This is a genomic window from Paludibacterium sp. B53371 (assembly GCF_018802765.1).
Classification (GTDB): Bacteria; Pseudomonadota; Gammaproteobacteria; order Burkholderiales; family Chromobacteriaceae; genus Paludibacterium.
Genome location: NZ_CP069163.1, coordinates 585,463 through 609,750 on the forward strand (window position 1 = coordinate 585,463; position 24,288 = coordinate 609,750).

General features: G+C 60.4%; 24 protein-coding genes. 9 read left to right on the forward strand and 15 right to left on the reverse strand.

The features are described from left to right. Positions 1-2: 2 nt before the first annotated feature. Positions 3-2,144, forward strand: coding sequence for a lysine decarboxylase LdcC (locus JNO51_RS02835; RefSeq protein ID WP_215781115.1), 2,142 nt, complete (start codon positions 3-5; stop codon positions 2,142-2,144). 96 nt (positions 2,145-2,240) lie between these two features. On the opposite strand, the gene JNO51_RS02840 is transcribed toward JNO51_RS02835, so the two are convergent. Together JNO51_RS02840 and icd are read right to left on the reverse strand one after the other, a co-directional pair. Continuing rightward, entirely contained in the window at positions 2,241-3,137 is an 897-nt protein-coding gene (locus tag JNO51_RS02840; protein WP_215781117.1) for a LysR substrate-binding domain-containing protein, read from the reverse strand. Between the two features lie 229 nt (positions 3,138-3,366). Beyond that, complete coding sequence (gene icd, locus JNO51_RS02845; RefSeq protein WP_215781119.1) at positions 3,367-4,614, reverse strand: NADP-dependent isocitrate dehydrogenase; 1,248 nt, start codon at positions 4,612-4,614, stop codon at positions 3,367-3,369. 226 nt (positions 4,615-4,840) lie between these two features. On the opposite strand from icd, the gene JNO51_RS02850 reads away from it, so the two are divergent. Beyond that, positions 4,841-5,482: a pseudouridine synthase gene (locus JNO51_RS02850; protein WP_215781121.1), complete on the forward strand. Its 642-nt coding sequence runs from the start codon at positions 4,841-4,843 to the stop codon at positions 5,480-5,482. 35 nt (positions 5,483-5,517) lie between these two features. Further along, the gene (gene aceK / locus JNO51_RS02855) at positions 5,518-7,281 is read left to right on the forward strand and encodes a bifunctional isocitrate dehydrogenase kinase/phosphatase (RefSeq protein ID WP_215781123.1); all 1,764 of its coding nucleotides are present in this window, start codon (positions 5,518-5,520) and stop codon (positions 7,279-7,281) included. A gap of 46 nt (positions 7,282-7,327) precedes the next feature. On the opposite strand, the gene JNO51_RS02860 is transcribed toward aceK, so the two are convergent. The 3 genes from JNO51_RS02860 to JNO51_RS02870 form a co-directional block, all read right to left on the reverse strand. Beyond that, positions 7,328-7,765, reverse strand: a complete 438-nt coding sequence (locus JNO51_RS02860; protein WP_215781126.1) for a hypothetical protein — start codon at positions 7,763-7,765, stop codon at positions 7,328-7,330. A 64-nt stretch (positions 7,766-7,829) separates the two neighbouring features. Next, positions 7,830-10,376 carry a DNA mismatch repair protein MutS gene (gene mutS / locus JNO51_RS02865; RefSeq protein ID WP_215781128.1) on the reverse strand — a complete coding sequence of 849 codons (2,547 nt, stop codon included), beginning with the start codon at positions 10,374-10,376 and terminating at the stop codon, positions 7,830-7,832. A 169-nt stretch (positions 10,377-10,545) separates the two neighbouring features. Continuing rightward, on the reverse strand, positions 10,546-11,709 hold the full coding sequence (locus JNO51_RS02870) for a porin (RefSeq protein ID WP_215781131.1): 1,164 nt from the start codon (positions 11,707-11,709) through the stop codon (positions 10,546-10,548). Positions 11,710-11,971: 262 nt separating this feature from the next. Between JNO51_RS02870 and JNO51_RS02875 the strand changes: the two genes are divergently transcribed. Beyond that, positions 11,972-12,439, forward strand: a complete 468-nt coding sequence (locus JNO51_RS02875) for a MarR family winged helix-turn-helix transcriptional regulator (protein ID WP_215781133.1) — start codon at positions 11,972-11,974, stop codon at positions 12,437-12,439. A 48-nt stretch (positions 12,440-12,487) separates the two neighbouring features. After that, the gene (locus JNO51_RS02880) at positions 12,488-13,960 is read left to right on the forward strand and encodes a DHA2 family efflux MFS transporter permease subunit (protein ID WP_215781136.1); all 1,473 of its coding nucleotides are present in this window, start codon (positions 12,488-12,490) and stop codon (positions 13,958-13,960) included. A 48-nt stretch (positions 13,961-14,008) separates the two neighbouring features. Here the strand turns inward: JNO51_RS02880 and JNO51_RS02885 are convergent, their stop codons facing one another. Next, the gene (locus JNO51_RS02885; protein WP_215781139.1) at positions 14,009-14,797 is read right to left on the reverse strand and encodes an inositol monophosphatase family protein; all 789 of its coding nucleotides are present in this window, start codon (positions 14,795-14,797) and stop codon (positions 14,009-14,011) included. Positions 14,798-14,938: 141 nt separating this feature from the next. Here JNO51_RS02885 and JNO51_RS02890 point away from each other — a divergent pair, with 141 nt between their 5' ends. Further along, entirely contained in the window at positions 14,939-15,703 is a 765-nt protein-coding gene (locus JNO51_RS02890) for an RNA methyltransferase (protein ID WP_215781141.1), read from the forward strand. Next, positions 15,681-16,592 (forward strand): DUF1853 family protein, encoded by a 912-nt coding sequence (locus tag JNO51_RS02895; protein WP_215781143.1) that lies wholly within the window; start codon positions 15,681-15,683, stop codon positions 16,590-16,592. Before JNO51_RS02890 ends, JNO51_RS02895 begins: the two co-directional genes overlap by 23 nt. A 27-nt stretch (positions 16,593-16,619) precedes the next feature. Here JNO51_RS02895 and fnr read toward each other — a convergent pair whose 3' ends face one another. Continuing rightward, a complete protein-coding gene (gene fnr, locus JNO51_RS02900) occupies positions 16,620-17,369 on the reverse strand; it encodes a fumarate/nitrate reduction transcriptional regulator Fnr (protein WP_215781145.1) in 750 nt (249 codons plus the stop codon). 109 nt (positions 17,370-17,478) lie between these two features. On the opposite strand from fnr, the gene hemN reads away from it, so the two are divergent. Both hemN and JNO51_RS17445 read left to right on the forward strand, forming a co-directional pair. After that, positions 17,479-18,885: an oxygen-independent coproporphyrinogen III oxidase gene (gene hemN / locus JNO51_RS02905; RefSeq protein WP_215781147.1), complete on the forward strand. Its 1,407-nt coding sequence runs from the start codon at positions 17,479-17,481 to the stop codon at positions 18,883-18,885. A gap of 3 nt (positions 18,886-18,888) precedes the next feature. Next, positions 18,889-19,014: a hypothetical protein gene (locus JNO51_RS17445; protein WP_256444965.1), complete on the forward strand. Its 126-nt coding sequence runs from the start codon at positions 18,889-18,891 to the stop codon at positions 19,012-19,014. A 52-nt stretch (positions 19,015-19,066) separates the two neighbouring features. Here the strand turns inward: JNO51_RS17445 and udk are convergent, their stop codons facing one another. The 8 genes from udk to iscU all read right to left on the reverse strand — a co-directional run bounded on the left by udk (position 19,067) and on the right by iscU (position 24,247). Further along, positions 19,067-19,681: a uridine kinase gene (gene udk, locus JNO51_RS02910; RefSeq protein WP_215781149.1), complete on the reverse strand. Its 615-nt coding sequence runs from the start codon at positions 19,679-19,681 to the stop codon at positions 19,067-19,069. Between the two features lie 42 nt (positions 19,682-19,723). After that, complete coding sequence (locus JNO51_RS02915; protein WP_215781152.1) at positions 19,724-20,359, reverse strand: glutathione S-transferase family protein; 636 nt, start codon at positions 20,357-20,359, stop codon at positions 19,724-19,726. A 128-nt stretch (positions 20,360-20,487) separates the two neighbouring features. After that, the gene (gene iscX / locus JNO51_RS02920; protein ID WP_215781154.1) at positions 20,488-20,685 is read right to left on the reverse strand and encodes a Fe-S cluster assembly protein IscX; all 198 of its coding nucleotides are present in this window, start codon (positions 20,683-20,685) and stop codon (positions 20,488-20,490) included. Positions 20,686-20,696: 11 nt separating this feature from the next. Further along, the gene (gene fdx / locus JNO51_RS02925) at positions 20,697-21,038 is read right to left on the reverse strand and encodes an ISC system 2Fe-2S type ferredoxin (RefSeq protein ID WP_215781156.1); all 342 of its coding nucleotides are present in this window, start codon (positions 21,036-21,038) and stop codon (positions 20,697-20,699) included. A 6-nt stretch (positions 21,039-21,044) separates the two neighbouring features. Then, positions 21,045-22,907: a Fe-S protein assembly chaperone HscA gene (gene hscA, locus JNO51_RS02930; RefSeq protein ID WP_215781158.1), complete on the reverse strand. Its 1,863-nt coding sequence runs from the start codon at positions 22,905-22,907 to the stop codon at positions 21,045-21,047. Between the two features lie 28 nt (positions 22,908-22,935). Next, positions 22,936-23,469 carry a Fe-S protein assembly co-chaperone HscB gene (hscB, locus tag JNO51_RS02935; RefSeq protein ID WP_215781161.1) on the reverse strand — a complete coding sequence of 178 codons (534 nt, stop codon included), beginning with the start codon at positions 23,467-23,469 and terminating at the stop codon, positions 22,936-22,938. Between the two features lie 52 nt (positions 23,470-23,521). Then, the gene (gene iscA, locus JNO51_RS02940) at positions 23,522-23,845 is read right to left on the reverse strand and encodes an iron-sulfur cluster assembly protein IscA (protein WP_215781163.1); all 324 of its coding nucleotides are present in this window, start codon (positions 23,843-23,845) and stop codon (positions 23,522-23,524) included. Positions 23,846-23,863: 18 nt separating this feature from the next. After that, positions 23,864-24,247: a Fe-S cluster assembly scaffold IscU gene (gene iscU, locus JNO51_RS02945; protein ID WP_215781165.1), complete on the reverse strand. Its 384-nt coding sequence runs from the start codon at positions 24,245-24,247 to the stop codon at positions 23,864-23,866. Positions 24,248-24,288 lie beyond the last annotated feature (41 nt).

Here is a 24,288-nt window from a genome sequence, read left to right on the forward strand (position 1 = left end):
CTATGAAAACCATTCTGATTCTGACGAGTAACGATGCACCGCAGTTCAAGACCGAACCGATGCAGGAACTGCACGCAGTAATGGCAGATTCCGGCTACGAGGTGGTTTACCCGGACAGCAAGGAAGACTTGCTGAAGCTGATCGCGCAAAACCCGCGTATCGCAGCCGTACTGTTTGACTGGGATGACTTCGGTCTGGACCTGTGCAGCGAAATCAGCAATCTGAATGAAAAGCTGCCGCTGTTCGGCTTCGCCAACCACAATACCGTTCTGGACGTGTCGCTGACCGAACTGCGTCTGAACCTGAATTTCTTCGAATACCACATGGATCAGGCCGAAGATGTCTTCGTGACCATCGAGCAAGGTATCGAAGCCTACGTTGACGACATCGTTCCGCCGTTCACCAAGGCACTGTTCAAGTACGTTGAATCCAACAAGTACACCTTCTGCACCCCGGGTCACCTGGGCGGTTCGGCCTTCCTGAAGAGCCCGGTCGGCAGCGTGTTCTATGATTTCTACGGCCCGAACGTATTCAAGGCCGACGTTTCGGTGTCCATGCCGGAACTGGGCTCCCTGCTGGACCACTCCGGCCCGCACAAGGAAGCCGAAGAGTACATCGCCAAGGTCTTCAACGCGACCAACAGCTACATCGTGACCAACGGTACCTCGACCGCCAACAAGATCGTCGGCATGTTCGCGGCACCGGCCGGTTCGACCATCATGGTTGACCGCAACTGCCACAAGTCGCTCACCCATCTGATGATGATGAGCAATGTGACCCCGATCTACTTCCGTCCGACCCGTAACGCCTACGGTATCCTCGGTGGCATCCCGAAGAGCGAATTCACCCGCGAAGTGATCGAAGAGAAGATCGCCGAAACCCCGAATGCTACCTGGCCGACCTATGCCGTGGTGACCAACTCCACCTACGACGGCCTGCTGTACAACACCGAGTGGATCAAGAAGACCCTCGACGTGAAGCACATGCACTTCGACAGCGCCTGGGTGCCGTACACCAACTTCCACCCGATGTACAAGGGCAAGTATGGTATGAGCGGTGAAACCGTTCCGGGCAAGGTGGTTTATGAAACCCAGTCGACCCACAAGCTGCTGGCTGCCTTCTCGCAAGCTTCGATGATTCACATCAAGGGCGAAGTGGACCATGAAACGTTCAACGAATCGTTCATGATGCACACCTCGACCTCGCCGCAATACGGTATCGTTGCCTCGACCGAAGTGGCTGCCGCCATGATGAAGGGTAACGCTGGTCGTCGCCTGATCGAGAACTCGGTTGAGCGCGCCCTGAACTTCCGCAAGGAAGTGAAGAAGCTGCGTGAAGAAAGCAAGGGCTGGTTCTTCGACGTATGGCAACCGGAAGCGATTGACGGTGCGGATTGCTGGCCGCTCAAGCCGAGCGACAACTGGCACGGTTTCAAGAACATTGATGCCGACCACATGTACCTCGACCCGATCAAGGTCACCATCCTGACCCCGGGCATGAGCAAGCAAGGTACCCTGGAAGACACCGGTATCCCGGCTTCCATCGTGTCCAAGTACCTGGACGACCACGGCATCGTGGTTGAAAAGACCGGCCCGTACAACCTGCTGTTCCTGTTCTCGATCGGTATCGACAAGTCCAAGTCGCTGAAGCTGCTGCGTACCCTGACCGAGTTCAAGCGTGGCTACGACCTGAACCTGAAGGTCAAGAGCATGCTGCCGAGCCTGTACAATGAGCATCCGTCCTTCTACGAAGACATGCGCATCCAGGATCTGGCACAAGGCATCCACAAGCTGATGCGCAAGTTCAACCTGCCGGAAATGATGTACCACGCCTTCGAAGTGCTGCCGCAACAAGAACTGACCCCGCACAAGGCATTCCAGCTGGTGCTGAAGGATCAGACCGAAGAAGTTTACGTGGAAGAGCTGGTTGGTCAGGTCAACGCCAACATGATCCTGCCGTATCCTCCGGGCGTACCGCTGGTTCTGCCGGGTGAAGTGATCACCGAGGAAAGCGTTGCCGTTCTGGACTTCCTGCTGATGCTGATCGAAGTGGGCAAGCACTACCCGGGCTTCGACACCGACATCCACGGTGCTTACAAGCAAGAAGACGGCCGTTACAAGGTCAAGGTCATCAAGCGCAGCTAATCGCGTCTTGCTGATGAAACAAAACCGCCAGGCAGCGATGCCTGGCGGTTTTTTTGTCTGGCAGGGCAACAAAAAACCGCCTTGCGGCGGTGCGATTCAGCGATTGTGCTGGTCTTTGTAATGCTCGAGATAATCGAGCAGCGCCTGCAATTCCGGCCCGACATACTTCTCGCTGTAGGTGGCGATGCAGAACTCGCGATGGAAAAACTCCGGCATCGGCAAGGCCCGCACCAGACCGTGCGCCACAGCCTGAGTGACGGCGATGCGCGAAACAAAGGCTAGCCCGACACCATGAATCACGGCGTTGATGATGGCTTCCGTGGCGTTGATCTCCAGCGCGATACGCGGATGCTTGAGGCGGCGGCCGATATGGAAGTCGAACTGCTCGCGGCTGCCCGAGCCTTGTTCGCGCAGCACCCATGCCTGCTTTTCCAGTTCGGCCATCTGCAGTTTGCCCTCCAGCCCGAGGGTCGAATCGGGCGGGGCAATCACGATCATTTCATCGCGAATCCACGGCCGCTTGGTCAGGGTGGCGTCCTGTACGGTGCGTTCAATGATGGCTACATCCAGCTCGGTGGTTTGCAGCTTGTTACACAAATCACCGGTACTGCCGATGAACAGTGTCGGGTAGCCGCCGCCCTCGGTCTGGTGGTAGTCCTGCAGAATGCCGGGCAAGAGATAGTTGCCGATGGTCTTGGTGGTGCCCACCTTGATGCGCTTGAAGCTCTCGAACTCACCGGTGAAAAAATTCTCGATCTGATTGATGCGCTGGATCAGCTCGTCGATGTAAGGCAGCAACTGCTTGCCTTCCGAATTGAGAATCAGGCGGTTGCTCACCCGGTGAAACAGCTTGCGGCCAAACTGGCGTTCCAGTTCCTGCAGCGTCTGTGATACGGCAGGACGCGTCAGGCAGAGTTTTTCAGAGGCATTGGCAATCGAGCCTTCCTGCGCCACGGCCAGTAGGGCACGCAATTGTCGAATGGTGATGTTCATAACGCTCCGGCTGTGTTGGGTCGTACGTCTTCTACGGCCTGTGCAACGGCAATGGGGATGCTGTGGCGTGGCGTGCCGGGGGTAGTCGGACGGAAGCCATGCGCCTGATTTTTATTTTCCTTATATTATAACATTTTGCCATGGAATATGCCGTTGCCCGGACGGTCGTCCGGCGGGCAAGAAAAAAGCCGCGGGCCATGCCGCGGCTTTTTGACGACTGCCTGCTGGCTTACATGCGAGCGATCATCGCGTCGCCGAAGGCCGAGCAGCTGACTTCGGTGGCACCATCCATCAGACGGGCGAAGTCATAGGTGACCTGCTTGTCGTTGATCGACTTCTCCATGCCCTTGATCACCAGATCGGCCGCTTCGGTCCAGCCCAGGTGACGCAGCATCATTTCGGCCGACAGGATCAGCGAACCCGGGTTGACCTTATCCAGGCCGGCATACTTCGGGGCCGTGCCGTGGGTGGCTTCGAACACGGCGTACTGATCCGAGATGTTGGCGCCCGGGGCGATCCCGATCCCGCCCACTTGTGCGGCCAGCGCATCGGAGATGTAGTCGCCGTTCAGGTTCAGCGTCGCAATCACGTCGTACTCGGCCGGACGCAGCAGGATCTGCTGCAGGAAAGCGTCGGCAATCGCATCCTTGACGATGATCTCGCGACCGGTCTTCGGGTTCTTGAACTTGCACCACGGACCGCCGTCGATGAGCTCGGCACCGAACTCGTTCTTGGCCAGTGCATAGGCCCAATCACGGAAGCCACCTTCGGTGAACTTCATGATGTTGCCCTTGTGGACGAAGGTCACGCTCTTGCGATCGTTGTCGATGGCATAGCGGATGGCCGCACGGACCAGACGCTCGGTACCCTGGCGCGAAACCGGCTTGATGCCGATGCCGGAGGTTTCCGGGAAGCGGATCTTCTTGACGCCCATTTCGGTTTGCAGGAACTGGATCAGCTTCTTGGCGCCTTCCGTTTCGGCCTGCCACTCGATGCCGGCGTAGATGTCTTCGGTGTTTTCGCGGAAGATCACCATATCAGTCAGCTCAGGCTGCTTGAGCGGGCTGGGCACCCCCTTGAAGTAACGTACCGGGCGGACGCACTGATACAGATCCAGCTCCTGGCGCAGTGCGACGTTGAGCGAGCGGATGCCGCCGCCAACCGGCGTGGTCATCGGCCCCTTGATCGATACCGAGTATTCTTTCAGGGCGGCAAAGGTTTCTGCCGGCAGCCACTCGTCCGGGCCATACAGGCGGGTCGATTTTTCACCGGCATACACTTCCATCCAGTGAATCTTGCGGGCGCCGCCATAGGCTTTTTCCACCGCCGCGTCGATGACCTTGATCATCACCGGGGTGATGTCGACGCCAATGCCGTCGCCTTCGATGAACGGAATGATCGGGTTGTTCGGAATCGGTTGCCCCGGGACGATCTTTTGTCCGCCGGCAGGCACTTTGATGAGGGATTGAACGCTCATGCCTTCTCCATTGTTGGTGGGTGCTGTTGGCTACCAGGAATCACGCCCCCGCCGGGTCGGCCGGGGTGTTCGTGGTGTCCGGTGGTGCGCGCGGGCAATGTGCGATCGTTTCGAGAAGCGGTCGCGCGACCGCGCAGGAGATGCCGGATGATGACCAAAGCTTATTGTTATGCCGCTCTCCTTAACCTTGCTATTATCGTGTAAATCATTCGTATTCGCCAGACCCATGCCTGAACTGATCCTGTTAAATAAACCATATGGCGTAATAAGCCAGTTTTCGCAACATGAATTGCATAAAACCCTGAAGGACTTTGTGCAGGTGCCGGGCTTTTATCCGGCCGGCCGGCTGGATACCGATAGTGAAGGATTGTTGTTACTGACCAATGACGGCACGCTGCAGCATCGCATCAGCGATCCGCGCTGGAAGCAGCCCAAGACTTACTGGGTGCAGGTCGAGGGCGTCCCGGGCGATGAGCAACTGGCGGCCCTGCGTCAGGGCGTGGATCTGGGGGACTTTATCACCTTGCCCGCAGAAGCCGAGCGCCTGGATGCCCCCGAGATCTGGCCGCGCGTGCCGCCGATCCGGGTGCGCAAGACCGTGCCGGACAGCTGGATTGCGCTGACGATTCACGAGGGGAAGAACCGCCAGGTCAGACGCATGACCGCCAAAGTCGGTTTGCCCACCCTGCGTCTGGTGCGGGTGGCCATTGGCCCCTGGCGTGTGGACGGGCTGGCGCCGGGCGAAATGCGCCGGCTGGAAATCCGCCTTGAAGATTTGCCGCGAGTCAAGCATGCTGGTGGCATTGGCAAATCGGCCGGCACGATGACAGGTGCCGCCAGATTCGGCCGGGGGAGCGGCAGACGCTGAGAACCGTCGGTCGCCGCCCGGTAGGGGGCGAAACGATGCAGATTCCCGAGTATTACAACCCGGTGGCGCGAGATATCGCGCTGGCCTTGATCGCCGGCTTCGACAAGCATTACCGCTTGTTCCGCGAATGCACGCAGAGCGCCAAGACGCGCTTTGACGAGGCGGACTGGCCGGGGATCCAGAAAGCGATCCGCGATCGCATCCAGTTTTATGACCAGCGTGTGAGCGAGACGGTCGAGCTGCTGCATCGCGATTTTCATGCCGAGCTGCTGGACAACGAGATCTGGCAGCAGGCCAAGCTGTATTACATCGGCCTGCTGTGCAACCACAAGCAACCCGAGCTGGCGGAAACCTTCTTCAACTCGGTGTTCACCCGCATTCTGCATCGCGACTATTTCAACAACGATTTCATTTTCCTGCGCCCGGCGATTTCCACCGAGTACATCGAATCCAATCCACCGTCCTACCGCAGCTACTATCCCGCTTCGGTCGGCTTGCTGGCGACCCTGCAGCAGATCATCGCCGACTTCGGCTGGACAAGACCGTTTGCCAATCTGCGCCGCGATCTGACGCTGGTATTGCGCACGGTGAATCAGTATCTGGAGGGACGCGTTCCGCGGCGCGAGGCCAATCTGCAGATTCAGGTGCTGTCTTCGGCGTTTTATCGCAACAAGACTGCCTATCTGTTCGGCAAGGTGATCAACGGCTATGCCTCGTATCCCTTTGCCGTGCCGGTGCTGCATGATGCCGACGGCAATCTTTACCTGGACACTATCCTGCTCGAGCCCTGGCGCATCGGCGTGCTGTTTTCCTTCAGCCATGCCTATTTCCTGGTCGACATGGAGGTGCCCTCCGGCTATGTGCAGTTCCTGCGCAGCATGCTGCCGACCAAGAGCAAGGCCGAGCTCTATACCATGATCGGACTGCAGAAGCAGGGGAAGAACATCTTCTATCGCGATTTCATCCAGCATCTGCAGCACTCCAACGACCTGTTTACCATCGCACCCGGTATCCGCGGGCTGGTGATGCTGGTGTTCACGCTGCCGTCGTTTCCTTATGTGTTCAAGCTGATCAAGGATGTGTTCGGCGCCACCAAGGAGCTGGATCGTCACACTGTGCGTGCCAAATACCGGCTGGTCAAACGCCATGACCGGGTTGGCCGCATGGCGGATACGCTGGAGTTTTCCAACGTAGCCTTTCCCAAGGCGCGCTTTACCGAGGAGTTGCTGGAAGAATTGCGTCGTCTGGCTCCGTCGATGATCGAGGAGAGCGAGCACACCATCGTGATTCATCACCTGTATATCGAGCGGCGCATGAAACCGCTCAATCTGTACCTGCAGTCGGCGACGCCGGAAGAGCGCGAACAGGCGGTGATCGAATACGGCAATGCCATCAAGGAGCTGGCGACGGCCAATATTTTCCCTGGCGACATGTTGTTCAAGAACTTCGGGGTGACACGTTACGGGCGGGTGATTTTCTACGACTATGACGAGATCGAGTACATGACGGATTGTCAGTTCCGTCGTATTCCGCCGGCACCGAATCCCGAGATGGAGATGTCCGGCGAGGTCTGGTATCCGGTGGCGCGCAATGATGTGTTCCCGGAGGAGTTTGCCACCTTCCTGCTGGCGGACGCCGATGTGCGCAAAGTGTTCCTGCAGCACCATCGGGATTTGCTGGATCCGTCATTCTGGCAGGAAAAACAGCAGCGCATCCGTGCCGGCAATATCGAGGATTTCTACCCCTATCCGGAGAGCATGCGCTTCGTTCATCGCTACCCGACCCGTTTTGCCCCATGACAAAGGCCGGGACACCCAGGTGTCCCGGCCTTTGTCATCCCTCACCTCAGGCCGATACCACCGGACAGACGTGATCCTGGAAGTAGGCCACCGGCCCGGCGCTGGTCAGGCCGATATGAAAGCAGCTCTGACTGGCGAAGGTCTCGCCCGGGTTTTCCAGTGCGCGCAGCATCTCGAACAGCACTTCCACTTCCTTGAAGTTTTTCGCCATCTTGACGTTGCCCTCGATCCACGCCTGCAGCAGATCGGCCTGCGGGTGTTCGCCATCCAGCCGCAAGGCGCAGTTGGGGCAACTGACCAGGCCAATGCCCGGTGGCATGGTGATGCCGCGTTGCTGCAGCTGCTCGCGGGCGAACTGATCGAACTTGCTCAGTTGACGTTGCGCACGACGGCGGATGGCGGTCAGCGACACGCCTTCCTTTTCCGCTGCCGCACCAAAAATCTTCTTCAGGCCGGGATTGTCGCCGGCATGGCTGGTTGGCATGGTTTCATCCTCGAATCAATATCTGGTGTTTCATTCTAGGCAATGCCGTACAGATTGCCGGGGTTTAATTCATAATTTGTTTGAGGTCGAACAATAAATCCAGCGCCTGCCTGGGCGTCAGCGCGTTGGGGTCGATGTCGGCCAGGCGCTCCAGGACCGGATCGGGCTCCGGCTCGGACGCCTGCGGCATCGCCACGGCGAACAGATCCGGTTGCTGGCTGGCGGCCTGATTTTCCAGTTCGACCAGGTAACGACGCGCCTCGCGGATCACCTTGCCCGGTACCCCGGCCAGCTGGGCGACCGCCAGACCGTAACTCTGACTGGCCGGCCCTTCTTCCACATGGTGCAGGAAGACAATGCGGTCCTTGTGCTCGACCGCCGACAGGTGAACATTGGCCACGCTCGGATAGTCGCTGGCCAGCCGCGTCAGCTCGAAATAGTGGGTGGCGAACAGGGTATAGGCACGATTCTTCTCGATCAGTGCCTTGGCAATCGCCCAGGCCAGCGCCAGGCCGTCAAAGGTCGAGGTGCCGCGGCCCACCTCATCCATCAGCACCAGACTCTGCTCGCTGGCGTTGTTGAGGATGTTGGCGGTTTCGGTCATCTCGACCATGAAGGTCGAACGCCCGCCGGCCAGATCGTCCGAGGCGCCGATGCGGGTGAAGATGCGGTCGATCGGGCCGATGGTGACGCCCTCGGCCGGGACGAAACTGCCGATGTGTGCCAGCAGGGTGATCAGCGCAGTCTGTCGCATATAGGTTGACTTACCGCCCATGTTCGGACCGGTGATCAGCAGCAGCTTGCGGGCTGCGCCCAGGCTGGTGTCATTGGCGATGAAGCTGTCTACCTGGCTTTCGACCACCGGGTGGCGTCCGCCGCGGATGTCGAGCACAGGTTGTGAGACAAACACGGGCTCGACATAGCCGCCCGTTTCGGCGCTTTGGGCAAACGCCGCCAGCACATCCAGCGTGGCCACGGCGGCCGCCACCTGCTTCAGCGTGCCGATCCCCGCTGCCAGCGTTTCGAGCAGGGCTTCGTAGAGCTGCTTTTCCAGTGCCAGCGACCGATCCTGGGCCGACAGCGCCTTGTCTTCGAACTCTTTCAGCTCGGGCGTGATGTAGCGTTCGGCATTTTTCAGGGTCTGGCGGCGGCGATAATCGTCCGGCACATTTTCCGATTGTGCCTTGCTGACTTCGATATAGAAGCCATGCACCCGGTTGAACTCCACCTTGAGGGTGGCGATGCCGCTGCGTTCGCGTTCCCGTGCCTCCAGCGCCAGCAGGAATTCGCCGCAATTGGTCTGGATGGCGCGCAGTTCGTCCAGCTCGGCCGAATAGCCATGATTGATCACGCCGCCATCACGCAGAAAGGTTGCCGGCTCCGGCAGCACTGCCTGCTGCAGGGTCTCGATCAGACCGGCTGCACCGGGCAGCGCCGCGGCCAGCTCGGCCAGCAGTCCGCTCTCGTCCTGGGGCAGCAGCGGCGTGATGTCGCCCAGCTTGATCAGCGAATCACGCAGGGCCGACAGGTCGCGCGGGCGCGCCGAGCGCAGCGCGATGCGCGCACAGATACGCTCGATATCCGCCACTTCGCGCAACTCGGCCAGCAAGGTGGCATGACCCGGCAGCAGGGCACGCACGGCGCTCAGACGTTCAGCGATCTTGCCCTGCTGGCGCAGGGGGTGATGCAGCCAGTGGCGCAGCAGACGGCTGCCCATGGTGGTGGCACAGCGATCCAGCAGGGAAAACAGCGTCGGCGAGGGCTCGCCGCGGATGGTTTCGGTCAGCTCCAGATTGCGCCGGGTCGCCGCATCCATGCGGATCAGTTCGCGGCTGTCCTCGACCGCCAGCGACATCAGGTGTGCCGGATTGGCACCCTGGGTGGTCTTGACGTATTCCAGCAGGGCGCCGGCCGCGCCGACGGCCACTTTCAGTTCCTCGGCACCAAAGCCCGACAGGTCGCGCGTGCCGAAATGCCGCGTCAGGGCCTGATGGCTGGACTGCGGGTCAAACTGCCAGGCCGGCAGTTTTTTCTTCGGCAGGTTCAGTTCCTGCAGCAAAGCCAGATCGCAGTCATCGGGCAGGATCAGCTCGGAAGGGCGCAGCCGTTCCAGCTCACTCGCCAGCTCCTCGCTGGCGGTCTCCATCACCTTGAACTCGCCGCTGGCCAGCGACAGCCAGGCCAGTCCCAGCTTTCCCTTGATGGTTTGCAGGGCCAGCACCAGGACATCGCGCTTTTCATCGAGAAAGGCCGCATCCGTAACGGTACCGGGCGTGACAATGCGTGCCACGCGTCGCTCGACCGGTCCCTTGCTGGTGGCCGGGTCGCCGAACTGTTCGGCAATCGCGACCGATTCACCGAGGCGAATCAGCTTGGCCAGATATTGCTCGGCGGCATGGTAGGGCACCCCGGCCATCTTGATCGGATTGCCGGCACTGGCCCCGCGGGTGGTCAGCGTGATATCCAGCAGGCGGGCGGCTTTTTCGGCGTCTTCGTAGAACAGCTCGTAGAAGTCGCCCATGCGATAGAACACCAGTTTGTCCTGATGCTCGCGCTTGATGGCGAGGTATTGCTGCATGACAGGGGTGTGTTTGGCTGCGGCGTCTGTCATTGGTGGTGACCCTGATTCCTGGCGGCTGAGCCCGGCAACAGGCCGGGCAGAATGAAAAGAAAAGGGCGAGGGGTGGGACCTCGCCTCATTGGCGCCGCGTCTCGGCGGCATCCGGATGGATTTTCTCACAGCCGGGCGGCCCGGGCTATATGCCGGGCTGCCCTGGCGCTCAGAACTTGTGGCTCAGACTCAGGCTGGTGCTGGTCAGGGTGGTGGCACGCGCGGCCACAGCGGCCCCCGCCTGGGGGGCGAAGATCAGCCGGCCATGAGCGATACCGGCCTGCGTGCGTTTGGAGAGCTGGTAATCGGCCCCGATGATCCACTGACGATAGCCGGTCTGCGGCAGGCGTTCTCCGTTCGTGCGCTGGTCCCAGCCATGTGCCAGTGTCAGTTTTGCTGTGATGGCGCCACGGGTGTGTGCCAGCGAGAGCGCCGCCTGCCGGGTTTGCAGCCGGCTCTCGGCGGCTGACTTCATGCCCCCCGTTGTCCCCTGGGGGTGCTGGCTGTCGCCGGAAAAGCCATCGGTCCAGTCATAGCCCCGCGCCTGCTGCCAGGCCAGAGCCAGCAGCCACTGGTCATTGCGATAGCCGGCCTCGAAATAGTGCAGATGAGCGGGCTCCAGTTCGCCGCCCGCCTGGGGACGACACTCTTTCTTGTCTCCGGTCCGGCGCAGACTGCAGGGATTGGCTTCGCGTTGAAAGGCATAGGCGGCAAACCATCCCTGAGCGGCATAGCTCAGGCCCAGCGAAAAAATGTCGGACGGCCGTTCGATCTCCGCCTGCCCTGTGCTGTCACGCGTGGCGTTTTCGCCAAAGCCGTAGCTGAGGCTGGTTTGAAAGCCCGCCACGACCGGAGAGTCATAGGCAATGGCGTTTTTCAGCCGTTTGCCCGGATTGGTGAAGACCTTGAGGGCATCGGCGCCGAAATTCCTCATGCCTTCATGCCCCTGATGACGGTGATGGGCAATGCTGCCGCCCGAGCGCCACTGATTGACCGTGTACAGCCCCTTGAGCGCACTGTTCAGATGTCCCAGGCGCAGGGTGCCCAGCGAGGCATCGCTCAGTCCGGCAAAGGTCTGTCCCGGAGACGGGGCCTTGCTGCCATCCAGCTCGGCCTCCAGCTCGATCTGCCAGAGGGTTTTCAATCCATTGCCCAGCGACTCACTGCCCTTGATGCCGAAATGTGTACCGGCATTGTCCAGCCGGTTCTGGTTCGGCCCCCGCGACAGGGTGTGGCGGCCAAGGCTGCCGTGCAGTTCGCCATACAGCGTGACATCGGCCCAGAGCGGGGCGGACAGCGGGCAGGCCAGCAGGGGGATCCAGCGTAGATGCATGGTATGACTCCTGAATGTGAGTAAAAGGAGTCATACAATTTAAACAGTCTTTTTAAGATTGATAGGGTGCATGGCGGCCGAAGTTTCATGAATTGTCTGATTGCTATATGTCTCAATAAATGGGTTGAGCCAAAATCATGAATAACGACAATTTCATGATCTGTCGCAAGAATGTGTCGTGATATGACCACAGTGCGGCATGCCCGGGGCAGATCGGACATGCTAGAATCATTAGCTTAAACATAATTAGTTTGCTAATGATATGCCGACCCAAAACGATCGCTTCAGCGAAGCCCTGGTGCATCTGATGAAAAACTGGCGCAGTGCCCTCGATGCCCGGTTCCGGCCTTTCGGTCTGTCTCAGGCGCGCTGGCAGGTGCTGCTGAAACTGTTACGTGCCGGTCAGCCGCTGGCGCAATGTGATCTGGCCCAGCGCATCGGTATCGAACCGGCTTCGCTGGTGCGGCTGCTGGATGCCTTGCAGAGCGAGGGACTGGTCAGTCGTACGGCCGATCCGCATGACCGGCGCAGCAAACTGGTGTCGCTGACCGGGCAGGGGAGCGCGCTAGGACAGCAGCTGGCGCTGATTGCCGACGAGATGAAAACTGAATTGCTCGGCAGCGTACCTGCCGAGGCCCTGGCCCAAACCATCGAGGTGCTGGAGCAGCTGGAGCAGCTGGCTGCCGCCATGCTGGCGGCGCACACGGCGTCGGATTGTGCACCGGAGTAGGTTTTGAGCCAGGCTCCGGCAAATCGGATGTTGATCATGGTGGCGGTCATGTCCGCCACCATCATGCAGGCGCTCGATACCACGATTGTCAATGTGGCCCTGCCGCAGATGCAGGGCAATCTCGGTACGACCGCTGATCAGATCAGCTGGGTCTTGACCAGCTATCTGGTGGCCTCGGCGATCTTCATGCCGCTGACCGGCTATCTGACCGATCTCCTCGGTCGGCGTCGGTACCTGCTGTATTCGATTGCCGGCTTCGTGCTGGCCTCCATGCTGTGCGGCGTGGCGCAGAATCTGGCGCAAATTGTGCTGTTTCGCCTGCTGCAGGGGGTCTTCGGCGCCGCACTGGTTCCCTTGTCCCAGGCCATCATGGCGGATACGTTTCCGTTGGCCGAGCGCGGCCGGGCGATGGCCATCTGGGGCATGGGGGTCATGATCGGCCCGATTGGCGGCCCGACGCTGGGGGGCTGGTTGACCGATGTGCTTGACTGGCGCTGGACGTTCTATATCAATGTGCCGGTTGGCCTGATCTCCCTGTGGCTGGCCCGGCAGGTGCCGGATACGCCGCGCAGGCAGCGCGACATGGACTGGCTCGGCCTGTTGCTGCTGACCCTGGGCATTGGCGGGCTGCAATTCGTGCTGGACCGGGGGAATACCGAGGACTGGTTTTCCAGTCAGGCCATTGTGGCGGCCACCTTTGCCAGTGTGATCGGCATGGCCGGCTTTGGTTTGCGAGGCCTGCTCTCGCGCCAGAAGCCGCTGTTTGATCTGCATATTTTCCGCGACGGCAATTTTGCGGCCTCCAGCTTCGTGATCACCGCACTCGGGCTGGCCATGTATGGCGCCATGGTGATTCAGCCGATCATGCTGGAAGGCCTGTTCCATTACCCGACCCTGTCGACCGGGCTGGTCATGGCGCCACGCGGCATTGCCAGCATGATCAGCATGATGATGATCGGCCGGCTGGTGTCGAAAGTGGACGTCCGCTATCTGATCGGCACCGGCATCCTGATCGGCGCCTGTGGTACCTGGGTCTGCACGCACTACACGCTGGAGACCAGCACGGCCTGGTTTATCTGGCCGGTACTGCTGCAAGGTTTCGGGTTAGGGATGATCTGGGTGCCGCTGTCGACGCTGGCCCTGTCAACCTTGCCGGCGGCGCTGACCGCCGAGGCAGCAGGTCTGTTCAGCTTGTTGCGTACCATCGGCTCCTCGGTGGGGATTGCCGTGATCACTACCTTCTACACCCGGGACACGCAGGCTGCCTGGAATCATCTGGTTGGGTATTTCAATATCAATAATCCGGCACTGTGGTCTTATCTGAATCTGAGCGGGCGCACCGTGCTGGATGAGACCTCGGCCAGCATGCTGGCCAGCGAGCTGGACCGCCAGGCGCACATGGTGGCGATTGTCGATGTTTACTGGCTGATTACCTTCAGCTTCCTGCTGATGCTGCCGCTGGTGCTGATGCTGCGTCAGCGCAAGGGGGTGGTGCACAAGGTAGAGATCGTGGCGGATTGATCCGCCGCCGAGCGCCATGAAAAAAAGCGCCCGTGGGCGCTTTTTGGCTTACTTCACGTGCGGCGACAGGATGTGCAGCAGTTGGGCCAGAACCTTCGGGCTGGCTGCCACGATATCACCGGATTCGAACCATTCCTGCTCGCCCTTCATGTCGGTGACGATGCCACCGGCCTCCTGGATGATCAGGCTGCCGGCCGCGATATCCCACGGCTTGAGGTTGAACTCCCAGAAACCGTCCACCCGACCGCAGGCCACATTGCACAGGTCGATGGCGGCGGCACCTTCGCGACGTACGCCGGCGGTACGGCCGATCACGTCCTTGAGCATGCCGAGATAGGTGTCGATATAAGACTGATCCACCACCGGGAAGCCGGTGGAGATGACGCATTCATTGAGGTTGGTACGCTTGCCGACGCGGATGCGGCGGTCATTGAGGAAGGCGCCCACGCCACGCGAGGCGGTGAACAGGTCGTTGCGGTTCGGGTCGTAGACCACGCCCTGCTGAATCTGGCCCTTGTGCGCCAGCGCGATGGAAACCGCGTACTGGGTATGGCCGTGGATGAAGTTGGTGGTGCCGTCGATCGGGTCGATGATCCATTCGTATTCGGCTTGTCCCACACCCTTGGCGCCCGATTCTTCCGCCAGGATGGCGTGCTTCGGATAGGCCTCGAGAATGGTTTCAATGATGGTTTGTTCCGCGGCGCGATCGACCTCGGAAACGAAGTCGTTGTGCTTCTTGCGTTCGACACGGATGGTATCGACATTCATGGAAGCGCGTTGAATCACATTGCCTGCGCGGCGTGCGGCCTTGATGGCCACATTGAGCATCGGGTGCATGGACAGCCTCTAAACTGACAGGGACGGCTCGCGCATGGGCGGGCCGCCGACTGGTATCATCTGGGTTAAGGAACAGGAAAGGCGGCGCATGTGAAGGCCGCATTTCAAAATTATGTCCGCTATTTTAATGTGAAACGGTCAATGAATAAACCCGAAGTCCCTGATTTTTTGAGAAACATCCGAATTGTGCTGGCCAGACCGAGTCATCCGGGCAACATCGGCTCGGCGGCACGGGCCATGAAAACCATGGGTTTGTCGCAATTATGGCTGGTGTCACCGAAAGCTTTTCCCAGTGGTGAGGCCGATGCGCTGGCCTCGGGAGCGGTGGATCTGCTGCAGTCGGCGCAAGTGGTCGATACCCTGGCAGAGGCGCTGAATGGGGTGACGGTTGCCGCGGCGCTGACCAGTCGCCGTCGGGAGCTGACCACCCCGCTGGCCGTGCCGCGCGAGCTGACGCCCGAGCTTCTGGGGCGGGCACAGGCCGGCGAGCAGGTGGCCCTGGTGTTCGGTAACGAGACCTTCGGGCTGTCGATCGAAGAGGTCGAGCTGTGCAATCGCCTGGTGACCATTCCGGGCAATCCGGATTATTTTTCCCTCAATCTGGCCATGGCGGTGCAGGTGATGACCTACGAGCTGTTCAGCCACGTGGGTGTCGGCGTCGATTATCTCAAGCCGAGCGGCCTGGCCGCGACCGCTGACGAGGTGGAAGGCATGTGCGCCCATCTGGATCAGACCATGGCACATATCGGCTACTACGAGCGCCGCAATGGCGAACGGCTGATGCGCCGCATGCGCACCCTGTTCCATCGGGCCGGCGTTCTGCGCGAAGAGGTCGACATCCTGCGCGGCTTCTTCAAGCAGGTGATGCGTGCGGCTGACGGGCATGTTCCTCCCGACAAGTCCTGAGCTGCCCTGGCGCCAGCCTGCGGTGCGTGATCTGGCCTGTCTGCTGACCGGCCGCGCACCCTGGCTCACGCCAGACGACCTGCCCGATGCGCTGCTGCTGGGGGCCGACGGGATGAGGCGCCTGGCGATGCTGGACAACGATCCGGCGCCACTGCGCCGCTGGCTGGCGGCTCGTCCCGTCAGGCGGCTTGGCCACTATGCCGAGCAACTGCTGGCTTTCTGGTTTGACCATTCCCCCCATATCGAGCTGGTTGCGCACAATCTGGTGCTGCGCGACAAAGGGCTGACGCTGGGTGAGTTCGACTTCCTGCTGCGTATTGATGGCCAGCCCTGGCATCTGGAAACCTGCAGCAAATTCTATCTGCAGTGCGGGAAGGGGGCATCAGGCCTGGTGGGCCCCAGTCTGCGCGATGCCTGGCTGCTGAAACAGGACAAGCTGGCTCAGCAATTGAGGCTGAGTCGCCATGCGCTGGCCCGACAAGTCCTGCCGCCGGGGTTTGAGGCACCGCGCACCGGGGCACTGGTGCGTGGCTGCTTTTTTTACCGTCAGGCGCCTGACGAGGCGGCATTCGCGCCGGCAACCCAATGGCAAGGCTGGATGGCTGACTGCGAACAGCCCTGGCCCTGTCGCGACGCCTCCAGTCGCTGGCTGTGGCTGCCGCGCATGCGCTGGCTGTCGCCGGCGCTGGCCGCCAGCGGCGAGGTAGGGTCGGCACAGGCCCTGCGTGTGCAGATGACACAAGCCGAGGCGCCCCAAATGGTGGCGGAAATGGTGGCAGAGGAGGGGGGATGGCGCGAATTGCGGCGCGGCTTTGTTCTGCCGTCGCGCTGGCCGGATGCCGGGCGGCTGGTGCAGCTGCAGCAGCAAATGCCAACGGGCGCCTGCTGAGCGGCGCCCGTTGTCGGGACTGGCAAGTTACTCCGCGTTGTTGGAGTGGATGCAGCCGGCGATCAGTTGCTTGAGTTCTTCCGGTTTCACCAGCTGAATGTGCTTGTGATCGACGCTGATCCAGCCCTGTTGCTGGAACTTCGACAGCGTGCGGCTGACGGTTTCCAGTTTCAGGCCGAGGAAGCTGCCGATTTCCTCGCGGCTCATGCGCAGAATGAAGTCATTGGCGGCGAAGCCACGGATGGCCAGACGCTGGGACAGGTTGAGCAGGAACGCGGCCAGACGCTCTTCTGCCTTCATGTTGCCAAGAAGCAACATGACGTTCTGATCGCGGACAATCTCGCGGCTCATCAGGCGGAAGAAATGGTGCTGCAGGCTGGGGATGTCGCGACCAAGGCTCTCGATTCGATTGAACGGCAGTTCGCAGACTTCGCTGTCTTCCAGGGCGATGGCATCGCAGCCATGGATGTTGGAGGACACGCCATCCAGCCCCATCAGCTCGCCGGACATCAGGAAGCCCGTGACCTGCTCGCGGCCATCCTGGCTGGAGACGCAGGTCTTGAAGAAGCCGGTGCGCACGGCGAACAGCGACTTGAAGCCCTCACCGCTGCGGAACAGATACTCGCCCCGTTTGATGCGACGGCTCTGGCGGATGACGGCATCAAGCTGCGTCATCTCTTCGCGATTCAGTCCGACGGGCAGGCAGAGTTCGCGCAAGCTGCAGTTGGAGCAGGAGAGCTTGAGCGCATGCAATTGGATGGTGGTCTGGTCAGTCATGCCGTTTTTTGAGCAACCTTTAATTGAACCTTGACTCTTGTCAAAGCGGAATTCAAATGTTTTCCGCAAATTTACCAGCCCACCACCGGTTTTTCCATCAAATACCGACATGACCACCATCCATTCGTTTTCTCCGGAGCATTTCGAGTTCGATCGACAACTGATCGAACGGCTGGAAGGCTCCGGCCCGAGATACACCTCATACCCGACTGCAGACCGCTTTCATGCGGATTTCGGCGAGGCCGATTATCGTCATTGGCTCAAACAGCGTCGCATCGGGGCGAACAGTAAAGCTGTATCATTATATGCTCATTTACCATTTTGCAATACTGTTTGCTATTACTGTGCCTGTAACAAGATCATCACCAAGGACAAGAGCAAGGCAGATATCTACCTCGACTACCTGGAAAAAGAGGTAGAAATGGTGGCAAATGCCGTCGGTGAGCGAGAAAAAGTCATTCAGTTGCATTTTGGTGGCGGTACGCCGACCTTCTTGTCGGATGCGCAACTCGAACGACTGATGAATATCCTGCGCGGGCATTTCGACTTTTTGCCGGAAGGTGAATATTCCATCGAGATTGATCCGCGCAAGGTGGGGCGCGAGACGATCTTCAAACTGGCGTCATTCGGTTTCAACCGCATCAGTGTCGGGGTGCAGGATCTGGAACCGCGCGTGCAGGAGGCCGTCAACCGGGTGCAGAGCCTGGACGAGACACTGGAAGTGATTCAGGCGGCGCGCGAGGCAGGTTTCAAATCGGTCAGTATCGACCTGATCTACGGGCTGCCGTTTCAGACGCAAAGCTCCGTGGCGCGGACCATTGAGCAGGTCATCGCCATCAGTCCGGACCGCATTGCGCTATACAATTACGCCCACTTGCCAACGCTGTTCATGCCGCAACGGCGTATCGACGAAGCCGACCTGCCGTCGTCTTCAGTGAAATTGGATATTTTACAACACTCGGTGCGTCAACTGACCGAGGCGGGCTATGTGTTCATCGGCATGGATCACTTCGCCAAGCCCGATGATGACCTGGCGGTTGCCTTGCGTCAGGGGCGTCTGCAGCGCAATTTTCAGGGCTATTCCACCTACGCCGACTGCGACATGCTGGCCTTCGGGGTGTCCTCGATCGGCAAGGTGGGACCTTGCTATAGCCAGAACGAGAAAGAGCTGGATGCCTACTATGCGGCGCTGGACGCCGGCCGCCTGCCGGTGATGCGTGGACTGGTGCTGGACAGTGACGACATTCTGCGCCGCTCGATCATCCAGGCGCTGATGTGCCGTTTCTCTTTGTCGTTCGAGGCCATCGAGGAAATCTTCAATATCAATTTCGCCCATTACTTTGCGGAAGAGATCCCGAAGCTGCGCGAGATGCAGCAGATGGGCCTGCTGCATTTTGACGGCGACTTCCTGACCGTTGAACCGAAGGGGCGATTCCTGATCCGCAATGTGGCCATGCTGTTCGATCGCCATCTGCGCGAGCGCCAGACCAAGGCCCGTTACTCCAAGGTGATCTGAGCGGTGTCCCGTCTGCTTAACGGGGTACTGCTGGCCCTGGTGGCTGTCGCCTACGGCCTGTGGTTTGGCCTGCGACTCCTGGGCTGGCCGTTCGCCTGGCTGTGGCAGCAGCGACCACGCAGCAAATGAAAAAGCCGGCGGATGCCGGCTTTTTTTGCATGCATACGGCCATGGGCGTGTGTTACACCACCAGGCTTTCGATGCGGGCGATGATCATGTCGATGGCCGGGTCATTGCTGCCATGCGGCAGGATCACGTCGGCAAAGCGCTTGGTCGGCTCGATGAACTGGTTATGCATCGGTCGCACCGTCGACATGTACTGATCGATGACGTGCTGCATCGAGCGGGCACGTTCGACGATGTCGCGCTGCAGCCGGCGGATGAAACGCACATCCGGGTCGGTGTCGACAAAGATTTTCAGCGACATCATGTCGCGCAGCGCCGCATCGTACAGAGAGTAGAAGCCTTCGATCAGAATCACCGGTGCCGGCACGACGGTACGGGTTTCATGGCTGCGGGTGTGGATCGAGAAATCATAAATCGGCATGTCGATCGGCACGCCGTTGCGCAGGTCATCGATGTGCGACATCAGCAGCGGCCAGTCGAAGGCATGCGGATGGTCGTAGTTGGTCAGCAGCCGCTGCTCGAAGGTCAGCGCACTCTGATCACGATAGTAGTTGTCCTGGATGATGACCGCTGCCTTGTCGGTGCCGATGGTTTCGACCAGTTGGCGAGTTACGGTGGTCTTGCCGCTGCCGCTGCCGCCGGCGATGCCGATGATGAAAGGTGTGGTCATGATGTGCTGTCGGAAAAGGCCGATATTTTAATGAAAAGGTAATCAGCGCGCCAGTGCTGTTTCTGCCTCGGCCTCGCGAATCCATTGCTGCATGGCCGGCAGAGACAGCATGTGTTCGGCGTACTGTTCGGCCAGACCGGTCAAGACATAATCATAGCTGACGAAGCGGGTGACGACCGGCGCAAAGAAGGCATCCGCCAGGGTGAAGTGGCCGAACAGGAAGGGGCCATCGGCTTCATGTTGCTGGCGCAGACTTTGCCAGATCTCGAGCACGCGGTGGATGTCGCGTTGCAGTTCCGCGGTCAGCGGCGGGGTGGCGTGGCGCCCGCAAATATCAAACGGCATTGCCTGACGCAGTGTGGGGAAGCCGCTGTGCATCTCGGCCACCACCGAGCGTGCCTGAGCCCGTTCGGCACTGCCTTGTGGCCACAGGCGGGCATGAGGAAAGCACTCCGCCAGGTATTCGCAAATGGCCAGTGAGTCGCCGATCCGCAAGTTGCGGTCGTACAACAGCGGGACCTTGCCGGCCGGGTTGAATACCCGGATTTGTTCTGCTGCGTCGGCCGCTCGCAAATCTATCTTCTGCTCTTCGAAGGGCTCGTCGAGCATCTTCAGTACCAGCCAGGGGCGCAGGGACCAGGAAGACAGGTTTTTGTTGCCGATCAGCAAAGTAAACATGAGCCACTCCGGGAATGGGGGTGATTCATCTTACAACGCGGCAGAAGTGCATGGGATGGTTAGATTGCTCATGACAAAAAAATACCACCGTCCTGTGGTGCAAGACGGTGGTGCGGGGCGGGAGGGGCTCAGGCGCCGACTTCGTCGATCCAGGCCTGCTGAATGGCCTCCAGCACCTTTTCGCCGCCACGGCCGTGGTCGTCGTCAAACCCCGGCAGGGAGACGACCCAGTTGTGCAGGTCAGTGAAGCGGATATGACGCGGGTCGGTATCCGGCATGCTGTCCGCCAGCTCGGCGGCAATATCGTAAATGTCGCTCCATTTCATGATCGGCCTCCTCAGTGGTTCTCGCGTGCGTGGTTGATGGTGTAGCGCGGAATTTCGACGGTCAGGTCGTCCTGACCGATCACCGCCTGGCAGGACAGGCGCGACGTGGCTTCCAGTCCCCAGGCACGATCCAGCAGGTCGTCTTCCAGCTCGTCCGAAGGCGGCAGGGAGTTGAAGCCCTCGCGGACGACCACATGACAGGTGGTGCAGGCGCAGGACATCTCGCAGGCGTGTTCGATTTCGATGCCGTTTTTCAGCAAGACCTCACACAGACTGCTGCCGCTTTCGGCATCTTCGATTACCGCGCCTTCCGGGCACAGTTCGTTATGGGGCAAAACAATGATTCTGGGCATGGGATCTCACAATTCGCCAATTTTCTGGCCCTTGAGCGCGCGCTGGATGTTGCGATCCATGCGTCGCGCGGCAAAGGTCTCGGTGATCTGGTTCAGCAGACCGACCGCTTCGTTGATGTCGCGGGTCTCGTTGCCGGCGCAGGCCTGCTGGCAGGCGGCAATGGCCGACTCGATGGCCTGACGCTCGCTCTCCTGCAACAGGTCGCCATCGGCCAGGATGGCCGCCTGCGTGGCTTCGACCAGCCCCTGGGCATTGACCTGGGCCTCGCGCAGCTTGCGGGCCTCGATGTCTTCACGTACGTGCTGCAGTGAATCGCTGAGCATGCGGCTGATATCGTCGTCATTGAGCCCATAGGAGGGTTTGACCTCAATGCTGGCCGCCACGCCGGAAGTCTGTTCGCGCGCCGAGACCGACAGCAGGCCGTCGGCATCCACCTGGAAGGTGATGCGGATGCGGGCGGCTCCGGCCACCATCGGCGGAATGCCGCGCAGCGTGAAGCGTGCCAGCGAGCGACAGTCGGCCACCAGCTCGCGTTCCCCCTGCAGTACATGGATGGACATGGCGGTCTGGCCATCCTTGAATGTGGTGAACTCCTGGGCACGCGCCACCGGGATGGTGCTGTTGCGCGGAATGATCTTCTCGGTCAGGCCGCCCATGGTTTCGATGCCCAGCGACAGGGGAATCACGTCCAGCAACAACCAGTCATCTTCCTGCTTGTTGCCGGCCAGCAGATTGGCCTGAATCGCCGCGCCCAGCGCCACGACCTTGTCCGGGTCGAGGTTGTTGAGCGGCGCCTGGCCAAAGAATTCGGCGACTGCCTGCTGGATCTGCGGCATGCGGGTAGCGCCCCCTACCATGACCACACCCTGCACCTCGTCGATGCCGATACCGGCATCGCGCAGCGCCTTTCTGACCGGCAGCAGGGTTTTTTGCACCAGATTGCGGCAGATGTCACGCAAGGTATCGCGTGCCAGTGTCAGCTCGACCTGTTGTCCGTCTTGCAGCTCCGCCGACAGACGGGTTTCGGTATGTTCGGACAAGGCTTCCTTGGCCTGGCGCGCTGCGCTGTGCAATGTGCGGGCGTCGGAAGGGGACAGGCCGGAGAGTTGGGCCTCTTCCAGGGCCCAGCAATAGATCCGGTGGTCGAAATCATCGCCGCCCAGCGCCGAGTCGCCACTGGTGGCCAGCACTTCGAACACCCCCTTGCTCAGTCGCAGGACCGAGACGTCGAAGGTGCCGCCGCCGAGGTCGTAGACCACGTAGACCCCTTCCGAACCATTGTCCAGGCCGTAAGCGATGGCGGCCGCAGTCGGCTCGTTCAGCAGGCGCAGCACATTGATACCTGCCAGCTGTGCCGCATCCTTGGTGGCCTGACGCTGGGCATCGTCGAAATAGGCGGGCACGGTGATGACCGCGCCGAGCAGATCGCCCGTGATGCTGGCTTCGGCGCGGGCTTTCAGCGCGCGCAGGATTTCCGCCGAGACTTCCACCGGGCTCTTGATCCCGGCGCGGGTCTGCAACTGGGCCATGCCCGGTGCATCGACAAAGCGGTAGGGCAGGTCATTCAGGTCGCCGATATCGGCCAGACCACGGCCCATGAGCCGCTTGACCGAGGCAATGGTATTGACCGGATCCTGGCTGATGGCCTGCATGGCACCGTGGCCGACGGTGACTTGCCCGTCCTGGTCGAGGTAACGGACCACCGAGGGCAGCAGCGTGTTGCCTTCATCATCGGGCAGCACGGTGGCTGTGCCGCTGCGCACGATGGCAACCAGCGAGTTGGTGGTGCCCAGATCGATGCCGATCGCATTGCGATGCTGATGTGGGGCGGCGGACAAGCCGGGTTCGGCGATTTGCAAAAGGGCCATGGCAAACGATCAGTAAGGGGTGAGGGGGTCAGGACAGCGCCTGTTCGAGGGCGTCATCGACTTCCTGACCAAGTTTTTCCAGAAAACGCCACTTGCGTACCAGCAGTGCAGCCTGGTCGTCGTCGCGTTCGATATCCAGTGTGTGAACCAGTTGCTGCTCCAGCTGGCGGGTTTCGTCCCGCAGCTCGGCCGCCAGACGGTCCAGGGTGGCGCTGTCGCGGGCACGGCGGGCATCCTCGATGGTTTCGCGCCAGGTCATCTGCTGCATCAGAAACGCACCGGGCATGCTGGTATTGGTTTCTTCCTGCGTGTCGGTGCCGGCCAGCGTGAGCAGGTAGCGAGCCCGGGCCAGCGGGGACTTCAGGGTGCGGTAGGCTTCATTGACGCGGGTGGCCATCATCAGGGCGACGCGCTTTTCGGCGTCACCGGCATGGGCGTAGCGGTCGGGATGGACTTCGGCAGCCACGGCACGCCAGGCCTGATCGAGCTGAGCGCTGTCCAGCGCAAAGCGTTCGGGCAGGCCGAAAAGCGCAAAGTGACTCTGTTGGAAATCAGGGTTCATCAACACTCCAGCAGGCCCCGGCAGCTGGATGCCGGGGCGCAACGTGCACCGTTCAGACGTTGAAGCTTTCGCCGCAACCGCATTCGTTCTTCACGTTCGGATTGTTGAACTTGAACCCTTCGTTCAAGCCTTCCTTGACGTAGTCGAGCTCGGTGCCGTCGATGTAGCTCAGACTCTTCTCGTCGGTGTAGACCCGCAGGCCGTGACTTTCGAAGAAGATGTCTTCCGGGTTTTCGACATCGACGAATTCCAGCTTGTACGCCATGCCGGAGCAGCCGGAGGTCTTGACACCCAGGCGGATGCCGAGACCTTTGCCGCGCTTGGCAATGAAGTTGCTGACATGCGCCGCAGCGCTTTCGGAAAGGGTGATGGCCATAGTGTTACCTGTCGCCGCTTATTTGCCGTGTTTTTGCTTGTAATCGCTGACCGCTGCCTTGATGGCATCTTCCGCCAGAATCGAGCAGTGGATCTTGACCGGCGGCAACTCCAGCTCTTCGGCGATTTCGGTATTGCGGATGTTCAGGGCTTCGTCCAGGGTCTTGCCCTTGACCCATTCGGTCACCAGCGAGGAAGAGGCGATGGCCGAGCCGCAACCATAGGTCTTGAAGCGTGCGTCTTCGATGACGCCGTCCTCACTGACCTTGATCTGCAGTTTCATGACATCGCCACATGCCGGTGCGCCGACCATGCCGGTACCGACCTGGCCGTCGTCCTTGTCGAAGGCACCGACGTTGCGCGGATTCTCGTAGTGATCCAGTACTTTGTTGCTGTAAGCCATGATGTAACCTCTTGCTGCCAAGGGGCGGCGGCTGCCGCCCG

What these genes read in the sequence shown, in the direction of transcription:
- JNO51_RS02895 (WP_215781143.1), top strand. Translation starts at nt 15,681, where the DNA reads ATGTTCCTCCCGACAAGTCCTGAGCTGCCCTGGCGCCAGCCTGCGGTG.
- icd (WP_215781119.1), bottom strand. Translation starts at nt 4,614, where the DNA reads ATGAGCGTTCAATCCCTCATCAAAGTGCCTGCCGGCGGACAAAAGATC.
- iscA (WP_215781163.1), bottom strand. Translation starts at nt 23,845, where the DNA reads ATGGCCATCACCCTTTCCGAAAGCGCTGCGGCGCATGTCAGCAACTTC.
- JNO51_RS02860 (WP_215781126.1), bottom strand. Translation starts at nt 7,765, where the DNA reads ATGCCAACCAGCCATGCCGGCGACAATCCCGGCCTGAAGAAGATTTTT.
- mutS (WP_215781128.1), bottom strand. Translation starts at nt 10,376, where the DNA reads ATGACAGACGCCGCAGCCAAACACACCCCTGTCATGCAGCAATACCTC.
- JNO51_RS02885 (WP_215781139.1), bottom strand. Translation starts at nt 14,797, where the DNA reads ATGCACCCGATGCTCAATGTGGCCATCAAGGCCGCACGCCGCGCAGGC.
- JNO51_RS02850 (WP_215781121.1), top strand. Translation starts at nt 4,841, where the DNA reads ATGCCTGAACTGATCCTGTTAAATAAACCATATGGCGTAATAAGCCAG.
- hscB (WP_215781161.1), bottom strand. Translation starts at nt 23,469, where the DNA reads ATGAACCCTGATTTCCAACAGAGTCACTTTGCGCTTTTCGGCCTGCCC.
- JNO51_RS02890 (WP_215781141.1), top strand. Translation starts at nt 14,939, where the DNA reads ATGAATAAACCCGAAGTCCCTGATTTTTTGAGAAACATCCGAATTGTG.
- iscU (WP_215781165.1), bottom strand. Translation starts at nt 24,247, where the DNA reads ATGGCTTACAGCAACAAAGTACTGGATCACTACGAGAATCCGCGCAAC.
- aceK (WP_215781123.1), top strand. Translation starts at nt 5,518, where the DNA reads ATGCAGATTCCCGAGTATTACAACCCGGTGGCGCGAGATATCGCGCTG.
- JNO51_RS02875 (WP_215781133.1), top strand. Translation starts at nt 11,972, where the DNA reads ATGCCGACCCAAAACGATCGCTTCAGCGAAGCCCTGGTGCATCTGATG.
- hemN (WP_215781147.1), top strand. Translation starts at nt 17,479, where the DNA reads ATGACCACCATCCATTCGTTTTCTCCGGAGCATTTCGAGTTCGATCGA.
- JNO51_RS02835 (WP_215781115.1), top strand. Translation starts at nt 3, where the DNA reads ATGAAAACCATTCTGATTCTGACGAGTAACGATGCACCGCAGTTCAAG.
- JNO51_RS02915 (WP_215781152.1), bottom strand. Translation starts at nt 20,359, where the DNA reads ATGTTTACTTTGCTGATCGGCAACAAAAACCTGTCTTCCTGGTCCCTG.
- JNO51_RS02840 (WP_215781117.1), bottom strand. Translation starts at nt 3,137, where the DNA reads ATGAACATCACCATTCGACAATTGCGTGCCCTACTGGCCGTGGCGCAG.
- fdx (WP_215781156.1), bottom strand. Translation starts at nt 21,038, where the DNA reads ATGCCCAGAATCATTGTTTTGCCCCATAACGAACTGTGCCCGGAAGGC.
- udk (WP_215781149.1), bottom strand. Translation starts at nt 19,681, where the DNA reads ATGACCACACCTTTCATCATCGGCATCGCCGGCGGCAGCGGCAGCGGC.
- iscX (WP_215781154.1), bottom strand. Translation starts at nt 20,685, where the DNA reads ATGAAATGGAGCGACATTTACGATATTGCCGCCGAGCTGGCGGACAGC.
- JNO51_RS02880 (WP_215781136.1), top strand. Translation starts at nt 12,488, where the DNA reads ATGTCCGCCACCATCATGCAGGCGCTCGATACCACGATTGTCAATGTG.
- fnr (WP_215781145.1), bottom strand. Translation starts at nt 17,369, where the DNA reads ATGACTGACCAGACCACCATCCAATTGCATGCGCTCAAGCTCTCCTGC.
- hscA (WP_215781158.1), bottom strand. Translation starts at nt 22,907, where the DNA reads ATGGCCCTTTTGCAAATCGCCGAACCCGGCTTGTCCGCCGCCCCACAT.
- JNO51_RS02870 (WP_215781131.1), bottom strand. Translation starts at nt 11,709, where the DNA reads ATGCATCTACGCTGGATCCCCCTGCTGGCCTGCCCGCTGTCCGCCCCG.